The organism is Rhodovastum atsumiense, assembly GCF_937425535.1.
Lineage (GTDB): Bacteria > Pseudomonadota > Alphaproteobacteria > Acetobacterales > Acetobacteraceae > Rhodovastum > Rhodovastum atsumiense.
Map to the genome: position 1 here is coordinate 2,677,887 of NZ_OW485601.1, position 17,787 is coordinate 2,695,673.

At 70.0% G+C, this 17,787-nt stretch carries 19 protein-coding genes; 7 read left to right on the forward strand and 12 right to left on the reverse strand.

All coding sequences use genetic code 11. The features are described from left to right. Positions 1-54: 54 nt before the first annotated feature. Positions 55-996 (reverse strand): bifunctional riboflavin kinase/FAD synthetase, encoded by a 942-nt coding sequence (locus NBY65_RS12220; RefSeq protein ID WP_150041505.1) that lies wholly within the window; start codon positions 994-996, stop codon positions 55-57. Between the two features lie 253 nt (positions 997-1,249). Next, positions 1,250-1,666, reverse strand: coding sequence for a MaoC family dehydratase (locus NBY65_RS12225; RefSeq protein ID WP_150041506.1), 417 nt, complete (start codon positions 1,664-1,666; stop codon positions 1,250-1,252). A 119-nt stretch (positions 1,667-1,785) separates the two neighbouring features. Between NBY65_RS12225 and NBY65_RS12230 the strand changes: the two genes are divergently transcribed. Together NBY65_RS12230 and NBY65_RS12235 are read left to right on the forward strand one after the other, a co-directional pair. Continuing rightward, positions 1,786-2,385, forward strand: a complete 600-nt coding sequence (locus tag NBY65_RS12230) for a hypothetical protein (protein ID WP_250265667.1) — start codon at positions 1,786-1,788, stop codon at positions 2,383-2,385. A gap of 295 nt (positions 2,386-2,680) precedes the next feature. Beyond that, positions 2,681-3,436 (forward strand): 2-keto-4-pentenoate hydratase, encoded by a 756-nt coding sequence (locus NBY65_RS12235; protein WP_162530596.1) that lies wholly within the window; start codon positions 2,681-2,683, stop codon positions 3,434-3,436. A gap of 92 nt (positions 3,437-3,528) precedes the next feature. Here the strand turns inward: NBY65_RS12235 and NBY65_RS12240 are convergent, their stop codons facing one another. Then, on the reverse strand, positions 3,529-4,641 hold the full coding sequence (locus NBY65_RS12240; RefSeq protein WP_250265668.1) for an alpha/beta hydrolase family esterase: 1,113 nt from the start codon (positions 4,639-4,641) through the stop codon (positions 3,529-3,531). Positions 4,642-4,981: 340 nt separating this feature from the next. On the opposite strand from NBY65_RS12240, the gene NBY65_RS12245 reads away from it, so the two are divergent. Beyond that, entirely contained in the window at positions 4,982-5,188 is a 207-nt protein-coding gene (locus tag NBY65_RS12245; protein WP_150041510.1) for a hypothetical protein, read from the forward strand. A 9-nt stretch (positions 5,189-5,197) separates the two neighbouring features. Here NBY65_RS12245 and NBY65_RS12250 read toward each other — a convergent pair whose 3' ends face one another. Further along, complete coding sequence (locus NBY65_RS12250) at positions 5,198-6,310, reverse strand: M20/M25/M40 family metallo-hydrolase (protein ID WP_150041511.1); 1,113 nt, start codon at positions 6,308-6,310, stop codon at positions 5,198-5,200. A 58-nt stretch (positions 6,311-6,368) separates the two neighbouring features. Continuing rightward, positions 6,369-7,139: an NAD-dependent epimerase/dehydratase family protein gene (locus NBY65_RS12255; RefSeq protein ID WP_150041512.1), complete on the reverse strand. Its 771-nt coding sequence runs from the start codon at positions 7,137-7,139 to the stop codon at positions 6,369-6,371. Between the two features lie 117 nt (positions 7,140-7,256). Between NBY65_RS12255 and NBY65_RS12260 the strand changes: the two genes are divergently transcribed. The 4 genes from NBY65_RS12260 (at position 7,257) to NBY65_RS12275 (ending at position 12,715) form a co-directional block, all read left to right on the forward strand. Then, complete coding sequence (locus tag NBY65_RS12260) at positions 7,257-8,405, forward strand: pyridoxal-phosphate dependent enzyme (RefSeq protein WP_150041513.1); 1,149 nt, start codon at positions 7,257-7,259, stop codon at positions 8,403-8,405. Next, a complete protein-coding gene (locus NBY65_RS12265) occupies positions 8,402-9,934 on the forward strand; it encodes a M81 family metallopeptidase (RefSeq protein ID WP_150041514.1) in 1,533 nt (510 codons plus the stop codon). Before NBY65_RS12260 ends, NBY65_RS12265 begins: the two co-directional genes overlap by 4 nt. Before the next feature lie 130 nt (positions 9,935-10,064). Beyond that, entirely contained in the window at positions 10,065-11,855 is a 1,791-nt protein-coding gene (locus NBY65_RS12270; protein WP_150041515.1) for a transglycosylase domain-containing protein, read from the forward strand. A gap of 53 nt (positions 11,856-11,908) precedes the next feature. After that, positions 11,909-12,715 (forward strand): MBL fold metallo-hydrolase, encoded by an 807-nt coding sequence (locus NBY65_RS12275; RefSeq protein WP_150041516.1) that lies wholly within the window; start codon positions 11,909-11,911, stop codon positions 12,713-12,715. A 6-nt stretch (positions 12,716-12,721) separates the two neighbouring features. On the opposite strand, the gene NBY65_RS12280 is transcribed toward NBY65_RS12275, so the two are convergent. From NBY65_RS12280 to NBY65_RS12310, 7 genes are all read right to left on the reverse strand, one after another. Beyond that, entirely contained in the window at positions 12,722-13,339 is a 618-nt protein-coding gene (locus NBY65_RS12280) for a M48 family metallopeptidase (RefSeq protein ID WP_239002828.1), read from the reverse strand. Positions 13,340-13,503: 164 nt separating this feature from the next. Next, a complete protein-coding gene (locus NBY65_RS12285) occupies positions 13,504-13,659 on the reverse strand; it encodes an entericidin A/B family lipoprotein (protein ID WP_150041517.1) in 156 nt (51 codons plus the stop codon). A 107-nt stretch (positions 13,660-13,766) separates the two neighbouring features. Next, entirely contained in the window at positions 13,767-14,687 is a 921-nt protein-coding gene (locus NBY65_RS12290) for a dihydrodipicolinate synthase family protein (RefSeq protein ID WP_150041518.1), read from the reverse strand. A gap of 17 nt (positions 14,688-14,704) precedes the next feature. Then, positions 14,705-15,193, reverse strand: coding sequence for a YcgN family cysteine cluster protein (locus NBY65_RS12295; protein ID WP_150041519.1), 489 nt, complete (start codon positions 15,191-15,193; stop codon positions 14,705-14,707). An 82-nt stretch (positions 15,194-15,275) separates the two neighbouring features. Beyond that, positions 15,276-15,941: a lipid-binding SYLF domain-containing protein gene (locus tag NBY65_RS12300; RefSeq protein ID WP_150041520.1), complete on the reverse strand. Its 666-nt coding sequence runs from the start codon at positions 15,939-15,941 to the stop codon at positions 15,276-15,278. Between the two features lie 289 nt (positions 15,942-16,230). Beyond that, positions 16,231-17,007 (reverse strand): hypothetical protein, encoded by a 777-nt coding sequence (locus NBY65_RS12305; RefSeq protein ID WP_150041521.1) that lies wholly within the window; start codon positions 17,005-17,007, stop codon positions 16,231-16,233. A gap of 144 nt (positions 17,008-17,151) precedes the next feature. Next, a complete protein-coding gene (locus NBY65_RS12310; RefSeq protein WP_150041522.1) occupies positions 17,152-17,787 on the reverse strand; it encodes a histidine phosphatase family protein in 636 nt (211 codons plus the stop codon).

A 17,787-nucleotide genomic window follows, 5' to 3' on the forward strand; every position in this document is an offset into this window, starting at 1 on the left:
GCTCAGGCGGCCGGGCCGGTAATTCGCGCGTGCGGTACCCCGTGCATCGGCCGACTATGGGGAGGGCGCGAGGACGCGGTCAAGCACGCGCCGCGCCTCTTCGGCATCGGCGACGATCTGCGCGCGCAGGGCGTCGAGCCCGGCGAATTTCTGTTCGCTGCGCAGGAAGCTCAGCAGCGCCACCTCGATTTCCAGGCCGTACAGGTCGCCGCTGAAGTCAAAGAGATGGGCTTCCAGCAGGCTTTCGGGGCGGTTGCTGAAGGTCGGGCGGCGGCCGATATTGGCCACCCCGCGCAACGTGCGCCCGTCCGGCAGCCTTGCGGTGACCGCATAGACGCCCCGCGCCGGCTCGATATGCCGCCCCAGCGCGACATTGGCGGTGGGGAAGCCGATGCCGCGCCCGCGCGCGTCGCCGTGCAGCACGATGCCGCGGATCGCCCAGGGGCGGCCGAGCTTGGCGGTGGCCCGCTCCGGGTAGCCGTCCTGCAGGGTGCGGCGGATGCGGGTGGAGGAGATCGGCCCGGCCTCGTCGCCGATCGGGGCGACCACGGTCAGGCCGATCCCCAGCGCCTCGGCACGCTCGGCGAGGAAGCCGATATCGCCGCCGCGGCGATGGCCGAAGGCGAAATCCGGCCCGCAGACCAGGTGCCGGGCGCCCAGGCCGCGGTGCAGCACGCCGGAGACGAAATCCTCGGCGCTCATCATGCTGAACGCGGCATCGAAGGGGATCTCGTAGAGCAGCTTCACCCCGAGGGCGGCCAGCACCTCCGCCCGGGCGGGCGGCAGGGTCAGCCGGAATGGCGGGTCGTCGGGGCGGAACAGCTCGCGCGGATGCGGCTCGAAGGTCAGCACGGCCAGCGGGGCATCGGGCCGCGCGCCATGGGCGGCCTTCAGCACATGGGCATGGCCCAGGTGCACGCCGTCGAAATTGCCAAGCGCCACCGAGGCGCCGCGGGCATCCTCGGGCAGGTCGCGCCAGTCATGGAAGATACGCATGCTTCGTGTTGGTCTCTGCCGGCCGGAGGGGTGCGGGACCGCTCGGCCGGTACCGGTGGCAATCCGGCACCGCCTTTTCCCGCAACGGAAGAAAGGGCGCTGGCCCCTCATAGCCCATCTCGGGCGGGAGGGTGCTGCCATAAAGACAGGGGAGAGGGGCGGGCGGCGTGGGCACTCCCGCGCCGCCGCGCCATCCCCTTGTTTTTATGGGTGTCCTGGTTCGATGCAGAAAGTCGTGCGGCCGGATGGAGCCCTAGCCACGCACGGGGACCAGGACGGTGGCCTCGCCCTCGATCACGGTCTTGCCGGCGACCGTGCAGATGGTCTTCAGCGTGGCGCGCTTCTTGTCGGCCTCGATCGCCGTGACCTCGACCGTGGCGGTGACGGTGTCGCCGATCCTGACCGGACCGCGGAACCGCAGGGTCTGGCCCATGTAGATGGTGCCGGGGCCCGGCAACTGGTTGCCCAGCACGGCACTGATCAGCCCCGCCGTCAGCATGCCGTGCGCCACCCGTTCCTTGAACGGGCTGGCGGCGGCGGCCTCGGCGTTGATGTGCACGGGGTTGGTGTCGGTGCTGACCGCCGAATAGAGCAGGATATCGGCTTCCGTGATGGTCTTGCCGGTGGTGGCGGTCATCCCGACCTTCAGGTCTTCGAGATAGACGGTCATCGGATCCTCGGCTTGGTTGCGCGAGGACTATGTCCGCAGATCCGGGGGTGTCGTCCAGGGCTTCGTCAGGACGCTGCCGCCCGGCCCCGCCGTGCCGCCGGCCGCGTCCGACCATCCGGGTGCAATGCCTGAAATGGAGTTCGCGTCCCGCACGAACGCTGAGCGGTGATGGTCCGGTCAAGGAAGAGGGCGGCGGTGAAATTCATCATTCCGTCTGGCGGGCGCGCTTGCCGGCGTGGGGGCAATCCAGTGGCGTCTTGCGAGGTTTCCTTTGCGGGTCCATTGATGAACTGGTCATGTTGCAACTTTTTTCGTCAGAGCGTCAGCGGAGTGTTGATGATTCTCTTTCGCGTACGTTCCTTGACGCGCTCGAACTCTATCGCGTCGGCAGGTCGGTTCCGACCCCCGGCAATTCCGGCAGCTACCTGATCCGGGAGGTCGCCTTCTGCCTGTTGCCCTCGCGGTATGACGGCGCGTCGGTCGAGATGCATACCCTGCGGTCGCTGCGGCCACGTAACGGGCAGGGAACCGAGGTGCTCAGGTTTATTTGCGGACAGGCGGATGCCTGTGGTGTCACCCTGACGCTGAAGGCCTGGCCCTATGCCACCGAGGCCGTGGCGCAGCCCATGGAGCAGGCACGGCTGATACGATGGTACGAGAAATTCGGATTTCGCGCCACGCGCTATGGCGCCATGGTCCGTCCTCCTGGCAATCCTTGATGCTCCGGCATGCATGAATCAAAGCGAATGCCAGTGCTGCCCATGAAATGACCATGCTGAATTGCCGTGGCTGAACGTCGTGCCGGCTGCGGCGACAAGCATGCTGGTTGCCGCTGCAGCGTCGGGGCGGTCATTGCCTGGATTTCTTGCCGGAGTGATCTGGGAATGCTGGCTGAAGGGGAATGATCGGCCATTCCCCTGCCGTCAGGGCGGGGGAATCCGGCTCGTATCCTGTTGGACAGGCGCGCGCGGGAGTGCAAGGTTTCATGCGCTACTCGCCCCAAGGGACAAAGTCATGCCCGAAATTGCCACTCGCGCCGCCGAACTGCTGCTTGCCGCCCGTCGTGATCCTGCCCGCCGCCTCGACGACCTGCCGCCCGAGTTGCGTCCGGCGGATCGTGCCGTTGCCTATGCCATCCAGCAGCAGGTTGCCGCCCAGCTCGGCCCGATCGGGGGCTGGAAAGTCGGTCCGGTGCAGGCCGATGGCCTGCCGCTTTGCGGGGCGCTGCCGGCCAGCGGCATCCTGGCCGGTCCGGTGACCATCGGCCCCGAGTACCGGCTGCGGGGCGTCGAGGCGGAAGTTGCGGTGCGCATCGGCCACGACCTGCCGCCCCGGGCCACCCCCTATTCGCCCGAGGAAGTCGCTGCCGCCATCGCCGCCTTCCACCCCGCCATCGAGGTCCTGGAATCCCGCTTCGTCGAACCCGCTTCGGTGCCGATGCTGACGGCGCTCGCCGACTTCCAGTCGCACGGCGCCTTCGTCTTCGGTCCGGGCGTGACCGAGTGGCGCGGCATCGATCTCGCCGCCGAGAGCGTCGAGCAACGGGTCGACGGCGCGGTGAATGCCACGCGCACCGGCCATCCCGGCGGGGATCTGCTCGGCCAGGTGATCTGGCTGGCGAATGCGGGCAGCGTCTGGGCCGGCGGGCTGAAGGCGGGCCAGTTCGTCACCTGCGGATCCTGGACCGGCGCCAACCGCGTCGCCGCGGGCGCCCAGGTGAGCGTGCGGTTCTCCAGCGTGGGCGAAGTGTCGCTGCGTTTCGCGCCGTAGCCGGAGGGCGGCCGGCCCGCCGTTTCCTTCGTCCTTGGACCATTCGCTGGAGCGCGCTGACGGCCACTGTCAGCGCGCTTCCATATGGGGCATCAACTGCCGCTGCTGGCACATGCCGCCGTGCCCTGCGGCACGGAGCGGCGGCCGCCCGACAGGGGGACGCCACGCAGGCTGTAGGTGGTCAGCCATCCCGAGATGTACATCGGGTAGTTCAGGCCCGCATGGGCGATGTACTCACCCGACGCTGCGTCTGCGGATGTCGTTGCCCCGGCAGGCCACGCATGCCCGACATTCGGAATGGTCAGGATGCCTATGCGGACGTTCCTGCCGCCCATGACGGTCGCTTCCCGGCCCTTGCCTCCCTGCACCGGAACGCTGCACCCGGCCTCGCGCGCCGCGTAGACCTCTTGCAGCACCTTGACGTCGTCGATGCTCCACTTGACGCTGCTGACGCAGTTCTGTCCCGGATGGCCAACCCCCGTACAAAGGGGCGCTTGCTGCCATCCGTCCTTGTCCATCGTGCCGAAGGCGATGTTGGCGATCTGGGTGGCCAGGAACGGGAGCTTGCTTCCGGCAAGCTTCCGGCACGCCGCGACGGAATCCTCGACGGTTCTTTCCGGCACCTCGAAAACCGCCTTGAGCTGATCGCTTCCGACCGACGGCCCGGCAATGGAGCCGACGCCCGAGAACACGTCCGGCGCCGCGCAGGCCGCCTTGAGCGCAAGCGCCCCGCCCGACGACAGGCCGACGACATAGATACGGTCGCGGTCGATGTTCAGCGTCGCGCGCGCGGCCAGCTTCTGCGCCAGGTCCGCGACGAACGCCGCGTGGCCGTGCAGGTCCATCGTGCCGTCGTAATCCCAGCAGCCCAGCGAGGCGGCCGTCAGCGAGACGCCAACGCCGTCTTCCGGGGTGACGTAGGGCAACGCCGCCACCAGCCCGTATTTCTCGGCCGCCGCCGCGATGTTGCCGCCCTCCTTCAACTGGTCATGGGTCTGCGCGCAGCCGTGCAGGACGACCAGGAGCCCGCGCTTGCCCAGTCCCGGCAGAGTGCCGCGTGGCGTGTAGATCCAGGTCGGGTGCACCCCGAACTTCTCGGGGGCCGATGCCCACTCGGCCGCTGCGGGGGAAGCGGCGAGAAGGGCCAGCGGCAGGCACGCCGTCGCCACCCAATACGGCATCCGGCGGGGATGCCGCCGATGCATGTCGTGTCTGAACATCCGTCGTCCTCCTCTGTTGGGCAGGCTTCCGGGTTCCGTGGGGCGGGATGGTTGCGGCGGCAGCGAGGCATGTCTGTCTCGGCCAGGACGCATTTATTTGAAATTTGCACAAAATTCGGCTGGGCCGATTAATCCATGTCAAAATAAAATACATGTGAATACGGATCGTGATCCTTGTGGATATTCGCGGAAAAGCGCGCTAAAGTAGAAAATAATATACAGAAATAAAACTTTGGTTGATTTCGGCAATGCTCGGATTGCCGTCGCATTGCGCAAAGTCGCACCAGAGAAACCGCACGGCCACCTTGGCCGGGAGCCCCGTAACGTGGTCCAGCTCGTCCTGATCTACTGCCTTGCCGCCAATGCCACGTCCTGTGTCGAGAAGCGTCCGCTGCTCGCCGACATGAACGGCCTCGCTGCCTGCATGGTCGCCGCCCAGCCGATGGCCGCCGAGTTCATCGCCGGCCATCCCGATTACCGCCTCGCCCGCTGGCGCTGCGAGATCGGCAAGCGTCCCGAAAAGGCCGCCTGATCCCGCCCGTCAGCCCGCCGCGACACGTTCGGCGAGGCGCATGAACACCGGCACGGCCCGCGCCAGATCGGACAGGCGGGCCGTTTCGGTCGGCGTGTGCGCCTGGGCGATGTCGCCGGGGCCAAGCACCACGCACGGGGCGATGCCCTGCAGTTCGGAGGCATCGGTGCCATAAGGCGCGGTCGCCGGCGCCTGTCCGGTCAGGTCGGCGCAGAGCCGGACCAGCGGATGGTCGGCCGGCAGTTCCGGGGGGGCGCCCTCACGTTCCTCGGTGACGGCAAGCCCGTGGCGGGTGGCGGCATCCTGCACGGCGCGGCGCACCGGATCGGGATCGACACCGGCGCTGTAGCGGAACTTGATGCGCAGCGTCGCCTTCGGCACGGTCACGTTCACCGCGGTGCCGTGGTTGTCGATCACCGGGTTGAAATCGCTGAACGGCGGATCGTAGGCGGGATCCTGCAGCGCGGCGTCCTCGCGCAGGCGCCGGTACAGCGCCTTCATCTCGGCCAGGAACTCCACCAGGTCCCAGTTGGCGTTGCGCCCGCGCCCGGTGCTGCTGTGCGCCTGCACGCCGGTGGCGACGACGTTGAAATTGATGTGGCTGCGGTGCCCGCGCACCGGTCGCATCCGCGTCGGCTCGGCCACCAGCAGGGCGGCGGGCGGCGCCTCCCGCACCAGGACGGAGCGGGCGGCGATCTCCTGCGCGCCGCGCTTGCTGGTTTCCTCGTCGGTGGTCGCCACCAGCATCACCGGCACCCGTTCCGGCAGGGCACGGGCCGCCACGATGCAGGCGGCGAGCGGCCCCTTCATGTCGGTGCTGCCCAGGCCGTGCAGCGTGTCGCCGTCGATGCGGCCCGACCAGGGATCTTCGGTCCAGCCGGTGTCGGGGACGGTGTCCATGTGGCCGGAGAATGCGAGTCCGCCACTGCCCGTGCCCCGCCGCGCCACCAGCGCGCGCTTGGCCACCCCCGCCGCGTCCGCGTAGTCGATCCGCTCGATGGCGAAGCCGGGCAGGGCGGCTTCCACCGCCGCGGCGAGGGGGAGGTTGGAGACGAAGCTGCGGCTGTCGATGCGCACCAGCTCGCGGGCCAGTGCGGCAACGTCGTCGAGGAATTCGGTCATGGCAGCGTCTCCGGCGGAAGGGCAGGCGGTATGGGAGCGGGCGAGGGGGGCGGGGCTCTCAGCGGCGCCGCGCCCGGCTGACGAAGTCGCCCATCGCCGCCAGCACCTGGGGTGCCGCCATGATCCAGGGAGAGGTGCCGCCGAACAGGGCGGCATGCTTCGTACGCAGGGCGTAGTGCGGCGCCGGCTCGGCGTCCGGGCCGACCGGGGCGCCACGGAAGAAGCGGGCGATCACGTCGCGCATCGCCACCGGCTCGGTGACGAGGTTGACCACGGGCAGGCCGGCGCCGGCGATGCGCGCGAGATCGCCGGGCAGGCGGCGTGTCGGATACCACTGCAAGGTCGCGGCGGGGTTCACCCGGTCCACCATGTTGTCGTTCAGCAGGTCGAACAGCGCATTCTTCTTCAGCCCGTCGCCGAACAGCGCGGGCAGGCGGATGATGGTATGGACCGGGAAGCGCTCGGCCACGAAGCGTTCCACTTCGAAGCGGTGCAGCCCGTAGGGCTGGTTGGGCAGGCCCGCCAGATCCGCGTCCTCGTCGAGCGGCCGCGCGGGATCGGGGTAGACGTCGATCGTGGAGATCAGCACGAAGCGCCCGGCACGGGTGCGTTCCAGCACCTCAAGCAGGGCGCGGATGGCGGCGCGGTCCTGTTCCGGCTCCTGGTTGGCCAGCCACTTCACCGAAGGGATGCCGGCGCAGACGATCTCGTCGAAATGCTGGCCGGCCATGTCGCGGAAATCGCGCGTGTTGAAGCCATGGCTGAAGCCGCCGGCGGCGAGCAGGGTGCCGCCGACAAAACCGGTATGGCCGATCAGGGCGCGTTTCATGGCGGGGCCTCCGCTGGCTTGGTGCGCCATGGGCGCCGGATCGTCAATCGCCCCTGATTGCCCCGCTTGCAACCGCGGCGTGGCCGGACCAGCCTGTGGATGGAGGAGCGACGCGACATGACGGTGGCCTATCTCGATCCGCAGACCGGCCGGACCTGGCCGATCGATGTGCCGCGCTGGTGTGGGGAGGCGCAGGCGCCGCTGTTGCTGACGCCTCTGCCCGGCATCACCCGCGCGCAGATCGACACCGCGACGAACAGCCTGTGGCGCTACCGGGCGGCCTTGCCGCTGGCCTGCGCCGCCCCGATCACCTTGGGCGAAGGCCGCACGCCGCTGCTCTCCCGCTCCCTGGACGGGGTCGAGGTGCTGCTGAAATGCGAGTGGGTCATGCCCACCGGCAGCTTCAAGGACCGTGGCGCCGCGGTGATGCTGTCGCTGCTGCGCCAGCAGGGGGTGCGGGCGGTGCTGGAGGACAGCTCCGGCAATGGCGGTGCCGCGGTCGCCGCCTATGCCGCGGCGGGCGGCATGGCGGCGACGATCCTGGCCCCCGCCGCCACCAGCCCGGCCAAGACGGTGCAGATGCGCGCGCATGGCGCGACGGTGGAGCTTATCCCCGGCACGCGCCAGGACACCGCCGAGGCCGCGATCGCGCGGTCCCAGGCGGTGTTCTATGCCAGCCACAACTGGCACCCGTTCTTCCTGCAGGGCACCAAGACCCTGGCCTATGAGCTGTGGGAGGATCTCGGCTTCACCGCCCCGGACAACGTCATCGTGCCCTGTGGCGCCGGGTCGAACGTGCTGGGTTGCGAGATCGGCTTCTCCGAGTTGCTGCGGGCCGGCGCGATCGACCGGTTGCCCCGCCTGTTCGCCGCCCAGCCCGCCCATTGCGCCCCGATCGCCGCGGCTTTTCTGGCCGGATCTGACCTGGACGGGGCCGACGCGCCGGTCGCGACCCCGATTCGCCCCACCATCGCCGAGGGTACCGCCATCGCCGCGCCGATCCGCCTGCGCGAGGTGCTCGGCGCGCTGCGCCGGAGCGAGGGCGGCGCGGTCATGCTGGCGGAGGAGGAGATCGCCGGGGCGACGCTCGATCTGGCGCGGGCCGGCCTCTATGTCGAGCCGACCTCGGCCCAGGTGCTGGCGGCGCTGCGGCGGCTGCTGGCCACCGGCGCCGTGACGCCGCAACAGACCACCGTGCTCGTGCTGACCGGCAGTGGGCTGAAGGCCACGCCGCGTCTTGCCGGGATGCTGGGAGTGACCCTGTGACCCGCCGTATCGCCCTGCTGGGCTTTTCCGTCGAATCCAATCGCTTCGCCCCGCTCGCGGGTGAGCGCGATTTCGCCGCCCGGTCCCTGCTGCGCGGCGAGGCCCTGCTCGCCGAGGCGCGCGAGGCGGCCCCGCGCATGCTGCCCGAGCTACCTGGTTTCGTCGCCGACATGGACGCAGCCGGGCCGTGGGAGCCGGTGCCGATCCTGCTGGCGGCGGCCGAGCCGAACGGGCCGGTCGAGCAGCGGTTCTTCGATGCGTTGATGTTGGAGTGGGAGGCGCGGCTGCGTGCCGCCTGGCCGCTCGACGGGGTCTATTGCGTCATGCATGGCGCGGGGCTGACCACGGAAGACGACGATCCCGAGGGAACGCTGCAGGCGATGGTGCGCCGGGTGGTCGGGCCCGGGGTGAAGGTGGTCGCCAGCTACGACCTGCATGCCAATGTCTCGGAGGCCGATGTCGAGACGCTGGACGGCTTCGTCGCCTATCGTTGCAACCCGCATCTGGACATGCGCGCGCGCGGCGCCGAGGCGGCGCAGTTGCTGCGCCGGCTGATCGGCGGGCTGCCGGGCACGATCGCGCGGGTGCGACTGCCGATCGTGCCCCCCACGGTCACGTTGCTGACCGGGGCGGAGGTGCCCGAGCGTCCCTTCGGCGAACTGGTCGATCTCGGCCAGGCGCGGATGCGGGAGCCGCCCTATGCCGGGGAGGTGCTGAACGTCTCGGTGCTGGGCGGCTTCCCCTACAGCGACACTGCCTTCACCGGGCTGTCCGTGGTGGTGACCGCGACCGAGCCGGCGCTGGCGCAGGCCCTGGCGCTGGAAATCGCCGAGGCGGCATGGGAGCGGCGCGAGCGGTTCCATCCCCGGCTGACCACGCTGGAGCGGGCAGTGCGGCTGGCCCGCGCGACCGAGGACCCGGCGAAGCCGGCGCTGATCTTCGCCGATCTCGCCGACAATCCGGGTGGCGGCGGGCGGGGCAACACCATGTTCGTGCTGTCGGCCTTCCATGCCGCCGGGGTGCGGGATGCGGTAATCGGGCTGATCCATGACCCGCTGCTGGCCGCCGAGGCGCATCGGCGTGGCGTCGGGGCTGCCTTCCCGGCGCATTTCAACCGTGACCCGAGCAGCGACTTCACCTTGCCGTTCCGGGCCCCGGCGGTGGTGCGAAGCCTGCATCCGGGGCCGGTGCGGGGCCGGCGGGGCATCTATGCCGGCGTCAGCCTGGACATGGGTCCCGCCGCGGCCCTGCAACTGGACGGCATCACCGTGCTGGTCGCGTCCGAGCGTTTCCAGTGTGCCGACCCCGCCTTCATCGAGACCTTCGGCCTGGACATCGCCGCCGCCCGGGCGGTGGTGGTGAAGTCGCGCGGGCATTTCCGCGGCGGCTTCGATGAATTCTTTGCCCCGGACCAGGTGATCGAGATCGACGCCCCGGGCCTGGCCAGTCCGATGCTGCAGCATTTCCAGTGGAAGCATCTGCCGCGTCCGGTGGTGCCGCTTGACGCCCAGGTAACCTGGACCCCCTAGTTTCTGTGCCGCGCAGCGAGACTGGGATCCAAGGGCCTTATGGCCCTTGGCAGGTCCAGGGCGGAGCCCTGGCCTTGACCTGAAAGGCCCTTCTCCCGAAGCCGCCCCGCCCGCTGCTATAGGCACGAGGATGCAGCGCCCTTCCCGAGTCGTTTCCCCGCCGTCGCCGCGGCGTCGTTCCTGGCTGTGGCCGGTGGTGAAATGGGGCGTGATCCTGGGCATCTGGGGCGTCATTGCCCTGGGGCTGGTGCTGCTCTGGTTCGCCTGGGACCTGCCGCGTCCGGATGCGGCGCTGGATGCCGTCCGCCGTCCGAGCCTGACGCTGCAGGACCGGTCCGGCCGGACCTTTGCGAGTTTCGGCGACGTGGTGGGCGATCCGCTGCGGCTGTCGGACATGCCGCGCTACCTGCCCGCCGCCGCCGTGGCAGTGGAGGACCGGCGTTTCTTCGAACATCCCGGCATCGACCCGATCGGCGTCGCCCGGGCGGTGTGGGTGAACCTGACCTCCGGGCGGGTGGTGCAGGGCGGGTCCACCATCACCCAGCAGGTGGCCAAGAACCTGTTCCTGACCAACGCGCGCACGCTGCGTCGCAAGGTCCAGGAGGTGCTGCTGACGCTGTGGCTGGAGCGCAGCTTCAGCAAGCGCGAGATCCTCGAGATCTGGCTCAACCGCGTCTACCTGGGCTCGGGGGCCTGGGGCGTGGATGCCGCGGCCAGGATGTATTTCGGCGTCTCCGCCCGCCGCGTCACGCTGTGGCAGGCCGCCATGTTGGCCGGGCTGCCGCGGGCGCCCTCGCGCTTCAACCCGCGGGCTGATCCGGCCGCCGCCGCGGCGCGGACGCGCGAGGTGCTGGCGGCGATGGTGGATGTGGGCGTGATCAAGCCCGAGGAGGCGCAGGCGGCGGCGGCGCAGATCGGCAGCTCCGCCAAGCCGCCGCTGGCGGCCGGCTATTTCGCCGACTGGGCCGCCGAGCAGGTGCAGGGGCTGCTGGCGCCGGGCGCGGATGCGGTGGTGCAGACCACGCTGGACGGCCGGCTGCAGGCGACGGCGGAAACAAAGCTGGCGGCGTTGCTGGAGGGCAGGGGGGCTGCGGCCGGGGTGGGGCAGGGTGCGGTGGTGGTGCTGGATGCCGCGACCGGCGCGGTGCGGGCCATGGTCGGTGGGCGCGACTGGCGCAGCAGCCCCTTCAACCGTGCGGTCATGGCGCGCCGCCAGCCCGGCTCGGCGTTCAAGCCCTTCGTCTGGCTGGTGGCGCTGGAAGCCGGGCTGCGGCCGGACGATACCGTGCTGGATGCCCCGATCCGCCTGGGCAACTGGTCGCCCGCCAATTTCGAGGGGCGCTACCAGGGCGAGGTCACGCTGGAGGAGGCGCTGGCGGAATCGATCAACACCGTCTCGGTGCGGTTGCTGCGGCAGTACGGCGGGCCGCGGGCGGTGGTGGAGGCGGCGCGCCGGCTGGGGGTGTCGGAATCGTTGCCGCTCAATGATTCAATCGCGCTCGGCACCGGCGAGGTCGGACTGCTGCAACTGACCGCCGCCTACGCCACGTTCTTCAATGGCGGGCTGCGGGTGACGCCGGGTGCGATCGAGCGGGTCGCCACCGGCGGGCGCGAGGTCCGGCCGGCCCGCATCCCGCCGGCCCCGGTGGTGGATCCGGACATCGCGGCGATGATGGTGCGGATGATGACGGCGGTGGTGACGCATGGCACCGGGCGCGGCGCGGCGATTTCCGGCCGCCATGTCGCCGGCAAGACCGGCACCACGCAGGATTACCGCGACGCCTGGTTCGTCGGCGCGACCGGTGACGTGGTCATCGGCGTCTGGCTGGGCCAGGACGACAACCGCCCGATGAAGGGCGTGACCGGGGGCGGGCTGCCGGCCCGGCTGTTCCGCGACATCGCCCTCGAGGCGCGGGGGTGACGGAACCGGGCGGCGGCGGCCGGCGCTGAGGGGCGTGACGGGGGGGGGACGGCATGGCGGCGTTCATCTGCGTGACCTGCGGCACCCAGTTTCCGCCGGCGGACGCCCCGCCCGACACCTGTCCCATCTGCAGCGACGAACGCCAGTACGTGGGGCCCGGCGGCCAGCGCTGGACCACGCCGGATGCCCTGCGCGCCACCCATTTCAATGCCTGGCGGCTTCTGGAGCCGGAACTGTTCGGGCTGGGGACCATGCCTGCCTTCGCGATCGGGCAACGGGCGCTGCTGCTGCGCACTCCCGGCGGCAACGTGCTGTGGGACTGCCTGAGCCTGCTGGACGACGCCACCATGGAGATCGTCGCCGCCCTGGGCGGCATCGCCGCGATCTGCATCAGCCATCCGCATTACTACACGGCGATGGTGGACTGGGCGCGGGCCTTCGCCGCGCCGGTCTGGCTGCACGCGGCCGACCGGCAGCACGTGGTGCGGCCCGACCCGGCGCTGCGTTTCTGGTCTGGACCCTGCCGGGAGCTGTGGGATGGCATCACGCTGATCAACGCGCCCGGCCATTTCGACGGCGCGACGATGCTGCACTGGCCGGCGGGGGCGGGCGGCCGGGGCGCTCTGCTTGCGGGCGACATCGTGCAGGTGGTGCCGGACCGGCGCTGGGTCGGCTTCATGCGCAGCTATCCCAACCTGATCCCGTTGCCGGCGCGGACGGTGCGCGGGATCGCGGCCGCGGTGGCGCCCTTCGCCTTCGAACGGGTGTACGGCGCGTTCTGGGACCGGGAGGTGACGGAGGATGGGCGCGGGGCGGTGCTGCGCTCGGCGGAACGCCATATGACGTGGATCAGCGGTTGAGCCTGCTCAGCCCACCCGCAGCAGCCGGGGCCCTTCCGCGCGCAGCCAGGTGACGGCGGCGTTGGTATGGGGGGTCAGTTCCTCGACCAGCGCCCAGAAGCGCGGGCCGTGGTTCATATGGCGCAGATGCGCGACTTCGTGCGCGGCGACGTAGTCCTGCACGAAGGGCGGCGCCATCACCAGGCGCCAGGAAAACGCGAGGTTGCGGCTGGCGGCGCAACTGCCCCAGCGGCTGCGGGTGTCCTTCACCGTCACCCGGTGCGCCTGCACCCCGGCGATCGCGGTCTTGGCGGCCACCAGTTCCGTCATCCGCCGCCGTGCCTCGGCGCGGAAGAAATCGGCGACCCGGCGGGGCAGGAACTCCGCCTCGCCGCTCACCAGGATTTCTTCCTTCTCCACCCATACGCCGCCGACGCGGCCAGGCACATGGCGGATGCGATACTCGGTGCCGTGCAGCGGCACCTTCGCCCCGGGGGCGAAGGGAATGGCGCCGGGCAGGGCGGCGAGTCGCTCGGCCACCCAGGACGCATGGTCCATCAACAGCGCCATCCCGGCGGTGCGGCCGGCCCGGGGGGGCAGGGTGACCACCACGGTGCCACCGCGTGGATCGATGCGCAGGCTCACGCGGCGAGCCCGCTGGCTGCGCCGCCATTCCACTCGCGCCGCGCCCCCGGGGAGCGCGAGAATCTCGGAACTCGCTGAATCCATCACGCATAGTTTGGCAAGTCTCGTGCGTGGGGGCAATGAGTTCCGTCGTGGTCCGCGGGGTTTGAACCAGGCGGCCGCGCCTATTTGTTTCGGTCGGCGGCGTTGCTGAGGGACCGCCCGGCCGAGGACATGTCGCGGCCGACCCCCTCGGTCGTGTTGCAGCCTGCGAGCGACCCGAGGCTGGCAAGCAGCAGGGCCACCGCCACCAGCCGGAAAAAATGCGGATGCAACGTCATCGATCTGCTCTCCCCCTCACCCCGTTCGGATGCGATCCGTAACCGGCCGCGCGGGGGAGAGTTCCCGCGTACCACCTTCCTGATGGCAAAAGGCTTTTGTCGCGGCGTCAGCCCGCCGGCGTCAGTTTCAGCCCGCAGGCATCGAAGGTGGCGAACAGCTTTGTCCGTGCTTCCGGCGAGAGCGGCAGATGCGGCGGACGGATCGCCTGCCAGCCGGCATCCCCGGTGTGCCGGGCGACCAGCGCCTTCAGGCCGGGGATCAGGGCCGCCGAGGTCACGGCCTTGCGGATGGCCGAGAGGGTCACTTGTGCGTCCGCGCCCGCCTGCCGGTCCCAGTTGGCGTAGACCAGCGCCGAGATCGCGCTGCCGACATTGGCGGCGGCGGTGATGCAGCCGGCGCCGCCTTCCTGCAGCAGGGCGTGCAGGGCGCCATCATCGCCGCAATAGACCTCGAACCCGTCGGCGGCGAACACGTCGACATAGGATTTTGTATTGGCGAAGTCGCCGCTGGAATCCTTCACGCCCTTGACCTTGCCGGGATAGGCCTTGATCAGCCGCCCGATCAGCCCGAGCGTGACCGGCACCGCCGACTGGGCCGGGAAGTGATAGAGGTAGATGCGGATATCGCCGCCGACCCGCTGGATGACCTCGCTGAAATAGGCGAACAGCCCATCCTCGGACGGGGTCTTGTAGAAGAACGGCGGCAGCAGCAGGGCGCCACGGCAGCCCAGCTCCGCCGCCCGGCGGGTCAACAGCACGGTGTCGGTCAGGGCGGTGGTGCCGGTTCCTGGCAACATCACGGCAGGCGGCAACCCCCGCTCGGCCAGGCCTTCCAGCACCGAGATTCGCTCGGAGATGCCCAGGCTGTTGGCTTCCCCGGTGGTGCCCAGGATGCCCAGTCCGTTGCACCCATTCGCCAGCAGCCACTGGCAGTGCCGGGCCATGCGGTCGAGATCGACGGAGAGGTCGGGGGTCATCGCGGTCAGCACCGCCGCGTTCACGCCACCGTACAGCGCTTCCTTCATCATGGCGTAGGACCTTCCCTCTATTTTTTGCCGGCTGGCACCGCAGTGGGGCGCTTCGGATTCGGCTCCTCTCCGGGCCAGGCGACGATATGGTGCTCCAGCGGCCCGGCATGCCGCTCGCTGACGCCCCGTCCGCGGACCGAAATGCCGGCGCTGTGCACCGTCATGGGATCCCCTGACACCAGCGGATGCCACCAGGCGAGGCCGCGGCCTTCGGCGAGCCGGCGATAGGCGCAGGATGGCGGCAGCCAGTCGATCTCTTCGAGTACGGATGGATGCAGGCTCACGCAGTCCGGCACGTGGCGGCGGCGGTTGGGATAGTCGCGGCAGCGGCAGGACTGCAGGTCGAGCAGGCGGCAGGAGACGTTGGTGAAGCTGAGCTCGTTGGTGTCTTCGTCGCGCAGCTTGTGCAGGCAGCAACGGCCGCAGCCGTCACACAGGCTTTCCCATTCCTCCCGGGTCATCTCCGTGAGGCGTTTGGTTTTCCAGAACGGGGCCATGCGGGACATTCGGCCGGCACCCTACGCCAGCCCGGGCCGGAGCGGCTAGAGCGCGCTGACCGTAAACGGCCTGCGCGCTCTGGCTTTTTGTTCAGCCGCCGGAGAAGCGGGCCAGCATCTCGCGCAGCGGTTCCGCACCGGGGTTGTTGCCATCGCCCTGCAGCACGATCTGCTGGGCGGCAATGGGGCGGCCGTAATAGATCGAATTCCATTCGCTGCGGGCGCTGATCAGGCTGCCGTCGAGGGTGATGCCGGCATAGAGCCCGCGCGCCATGGAGAAGGCCACGATGTCCGCCTTCAGGGCGGCGGTGGTGGACCCCTGCACGCCCGCGCCCACGGTGGCGACGGCCACGCCGGCATCGGCGCCGAACTTGAACTGGCTGTCGAGCAGCGCCTGCAGTCCTTTCTGGGTGAGCACGATGATCAGTAACTGGGCGTCCTGGATGCCGATCTGCAGGCCGAAGCTGCCGCTGCCCAGCCCGTAGAAGGCGGGGTAGGTCCAGCCGGCCTGGGTGCGGCCGACCAGCACGCAACTGCCGCCCTGGCCGCCGAAGATGAAACCCGCCTTGAACACCCGCGGGCAGATCATGGCGCCCGTGGCCCGGCGCAGCAGGTTGCGGGCGTCGCTCTGTGGTGAGCCCGCCAGCATTTCCTGCACCGTCAGGGTGGCACGGTCGACCAGGATCTGCTGCTCGGTCTGTGCCCGCGCCGCCAGCGGCAGGAGGGCCAGAACGGCTGCGAGAAGAAAGCGGGTCATGGAAAAGCGTCTCCCGATCATGGGGGGCGGAGGCCCGGGCCGGGGGCCGGCCCTGAAGGTCGAAAAGGGTGAAAGCGGTGCGAAACCGGCAGGAATAGGGTGGCGCAGTTTGTCCTGGCAGGGGGTTACACGGCAAGCTTGACATGACACGGCAGGAACGAGCGGGGCGAGGGCAGCCGCATGCACGTTTCCGTGTTCCCCGGGCGAGGACCGCCCCGGCTGCTCGCCCGGCCGCGTGCGCCGGGACGACGAGGCAGCGGATCGCCGGCAGTGCCGGCGCGGCCGCCGGTCAGGTCAGGCGCGGCTTGCGTTCTTCGGGCAGCGTCTCGACCTGCTCGTCGCGACGACGCGGAGAGCGCAGGCGCAGGCGCACCGGCGGGGTCCGCGGCTCGGCCTCGGCGGTGCCGGCCGGGGCGGGGGCGGCCAGGCCGAAGGCGCGCAGCAGCTCGGTGTCGGTGAAGCTGCGGGCAGGCTCGCCCGGCTCCGGGGTGCTCAGGGCCTTCAACTGGACATAAAGCCGTCCCATGCGCAGCGAATGCCGCTTCTCCAGCGTCGCCGCGGCTTCGCGGAAGAAGGCGCGGGCGAGCAGGGTGAGCGGCCACATCACCGCCGCCGCGAAGCCCGCGAGCAGGATCGATTGCACGATGACGACGCTGGCCTGCTGCCAGCCGGCGAGCGGGCCGATGGCGGCGGTCAGGTGCATCAGCGCCAGCGTGGCCACCACCACGTCCATCAGCACGAAGCAGGTGGCGCCGAGGATGCACCACACGGCGTGGCGCGTCAGCTGGACCTGGGCTTTCTCGACGAAGACATTGACCGCGGCGATCTGGGCGGCGGCGGCGCTGTCCACCGGAGATCCCTTCCGGGTCGTGGAGGCGGCCTTCTCGAAGCTGTGGCGCGCCGTGCGGAACAGGTCGTCCTGTTCTTCCATGCGGGCGCGGATTTCCTCGGGCGTGCCGGTCGGCAGGACGCGTTCGCGAATCGCGGTCCACAGCCCGGGGCGGTTCGAGACGAACAACGCCCCGAGTCCCAGAAACACGAAACAGATGAGCAGTGCCGTCGTCATCGTCCGACCGTCCTGGATGAGGTACGTTCGCGAAGATAGCCGGGGCGGCAGGGCGGGACAACGCACCTGCCCCTGGCGCGGCCGGGCGTGCACCGGGCCGGGTTGGATTTGTTTTTATGTCAGAACATAAACCTGCGGCCGGGCTCAGTAGCCCGGCAACTCGTTCACGCAGACCACGCGCCATCCCGAAGCATGCCGTTCCAGCCGGGTCAGCGACAGGTTCTGCACCGAGAGGTGCAGCGCGCTGTCGGCGCCGATGCGCAGCGCATGCGCCACCGCCGCCCGGATCGTGCCGCCATGCGTCACTACCACCACGTCCCGCCCGGGCTGCTCGCGGGCCAGGCGTTCCATGACCGCGCCGACCCGGCCGATCACGTCGGCCATGCTCTCCCCGCCCGGGGGGCGTTCCTCGCCGGCCAGCGGCCAGAACGGATGCGCCGGCAGCGCCAGCCGCGCCGGCAGGTCACCGTGCGGCAGGCCCTGCCATTCGCCGAGATCCTGTTCAATCAGCCCGGGCTCGATCGCGGGGGCCGCGTCCGGGTAGCCGGCCTGGAAGATCGCCTCGGCGGTGCGGCGGGTGCGCGAGAGCGGCGTCGCCACCCAGTGCGCCGGCCGGGGCAGGCGCTCGGCCAGCGAGCGATACATGGGCGCCTGTTCCAGCAGCGTGTGCGGGCACAGTTCGACATCCATGATGCCGTAGAGATAAAGCCGGGCATTTTCCGCCACCAGTGCATGCCGGATCAGCCAGAAGCGGGTCGGATCCCGCGCAATCTCGTTCAT

What these genes read in the sequence shown, in the direction of transcription:
- NBY65_RS12295 (WP_150041519.1), bottom strand. Translation starts at nt 15,193, where the DNA reads ATGTCCCGCATGGCCCCGTTCTGGAAAACCAAACGCCTCACGGAGATG.
- NBY65_RS12220 (WP_150041505.1), bottom strand. Translation starts at nt 996, where the DNA reads ATGCGTATCTTCCATGACTGGCGCGACCTGCCCGAGGATGCCCGCGGC.
- NBY65_RS12285 (WP_150041517.1), bottom strand. Translation starts at nt 13,659, where the DNA reads ATGACGTTGCATCCGCATTTTTTCCGGCTGGTGGCGGTGGCCCTGCTG.
- NBY65_RS12240 (WP_250265668.1), bottom strand. Translation starts at nt 4,641, where the DNA reads ATGCATCGGCGGCATCCCCGCCGGATGCCGTATTGGGTGGCGACGGCG.
- NBY65_RS12305 (WP_150041521.1), bottom strand. Translation starts at nt 17,007, where the DNA reads ATGACGACGGCACTGCTCATCTGTTTCGTGTTTCTGGGACTCGGGGCG.
- NBY65_RS12260 (WP_150041513.1), top strand. Translation starts at nt 7,257, where the DNA reads ATGACGGTGGCCTATCTCGATCCGCAGACCGGCCGGACCTGGCCGATC.
- NBY65_RS12225 (WP_150041506.1), bottom strand. Translation starts at nt 1,666, where the DNA reads ATGACCGTCTATCTCGAAGACCTGAAGGTCGGGATGACCGCCACCACC.
- NBY65_RS12250 (WP_150041511.1), bottom strand. Translation starts at nt 6,310, where the DNA reads ATGACCGAATTCCTCGACGACGTTGCCGCACTGGCCCGCGAGCTGGTG.
- NBY65_RS12255 (WP_150041512.1), bottom strand. Translation starts at nt 7,139, where the DNA reads ATGAAACGCGCCCTGATCGGCCATACCGGTTTTGTCGGCGGCACCCTG.
- NBY65_RS12235 (WP_162530596.1), top strand. Translation starts at nt 2,681, where the DNA reads ATGCCCGAAATTGCCACTCGCGCCGCCGAACTGCTGCTTGCCGCCCGT.
- NBY65_RS12300 (WP_150041520.1), bottom strand. Translation starts at nt 15,941, where the DNA reads ATGACCCGCTTTCTTCTCGCAGCCGTTCTGGCCCTCCTGCCGCTGGCG.
- NBY65_RS12310 (WP_150041522.1), bottom strand. Translation starts at nt 17,787, where the DNA reads ATGAACGAGATTGCGCGGGATCCGACCCGCTTCTGGCTGATCCGGCAT.
- NBY65_RS12290 (WP_150041518.1), bottom strand. Translation starts at nt 14,687, where the DNA reads ATGATGAAGGAAGCGCTGTACGGTGGCGTGAACGCGGCGGTGCTGACC.
- NBY65_RS12275 (WP_150041516.1), top strand. Translation starts at nt 11,909, where the DNA reads ATGGCGGCGTTCATCTGCGTGACCTGCGGCACCCAGTTTCCGCCGGCG.
- NBY65_RS12270 (WP_150041515.1), top strand. Translation starts at nt 10,065, where the DNA reads ATGCAGCGCCCTTCCCGAGTCGTTTCCCCGCCGTCGCCGCGGCGTCGT.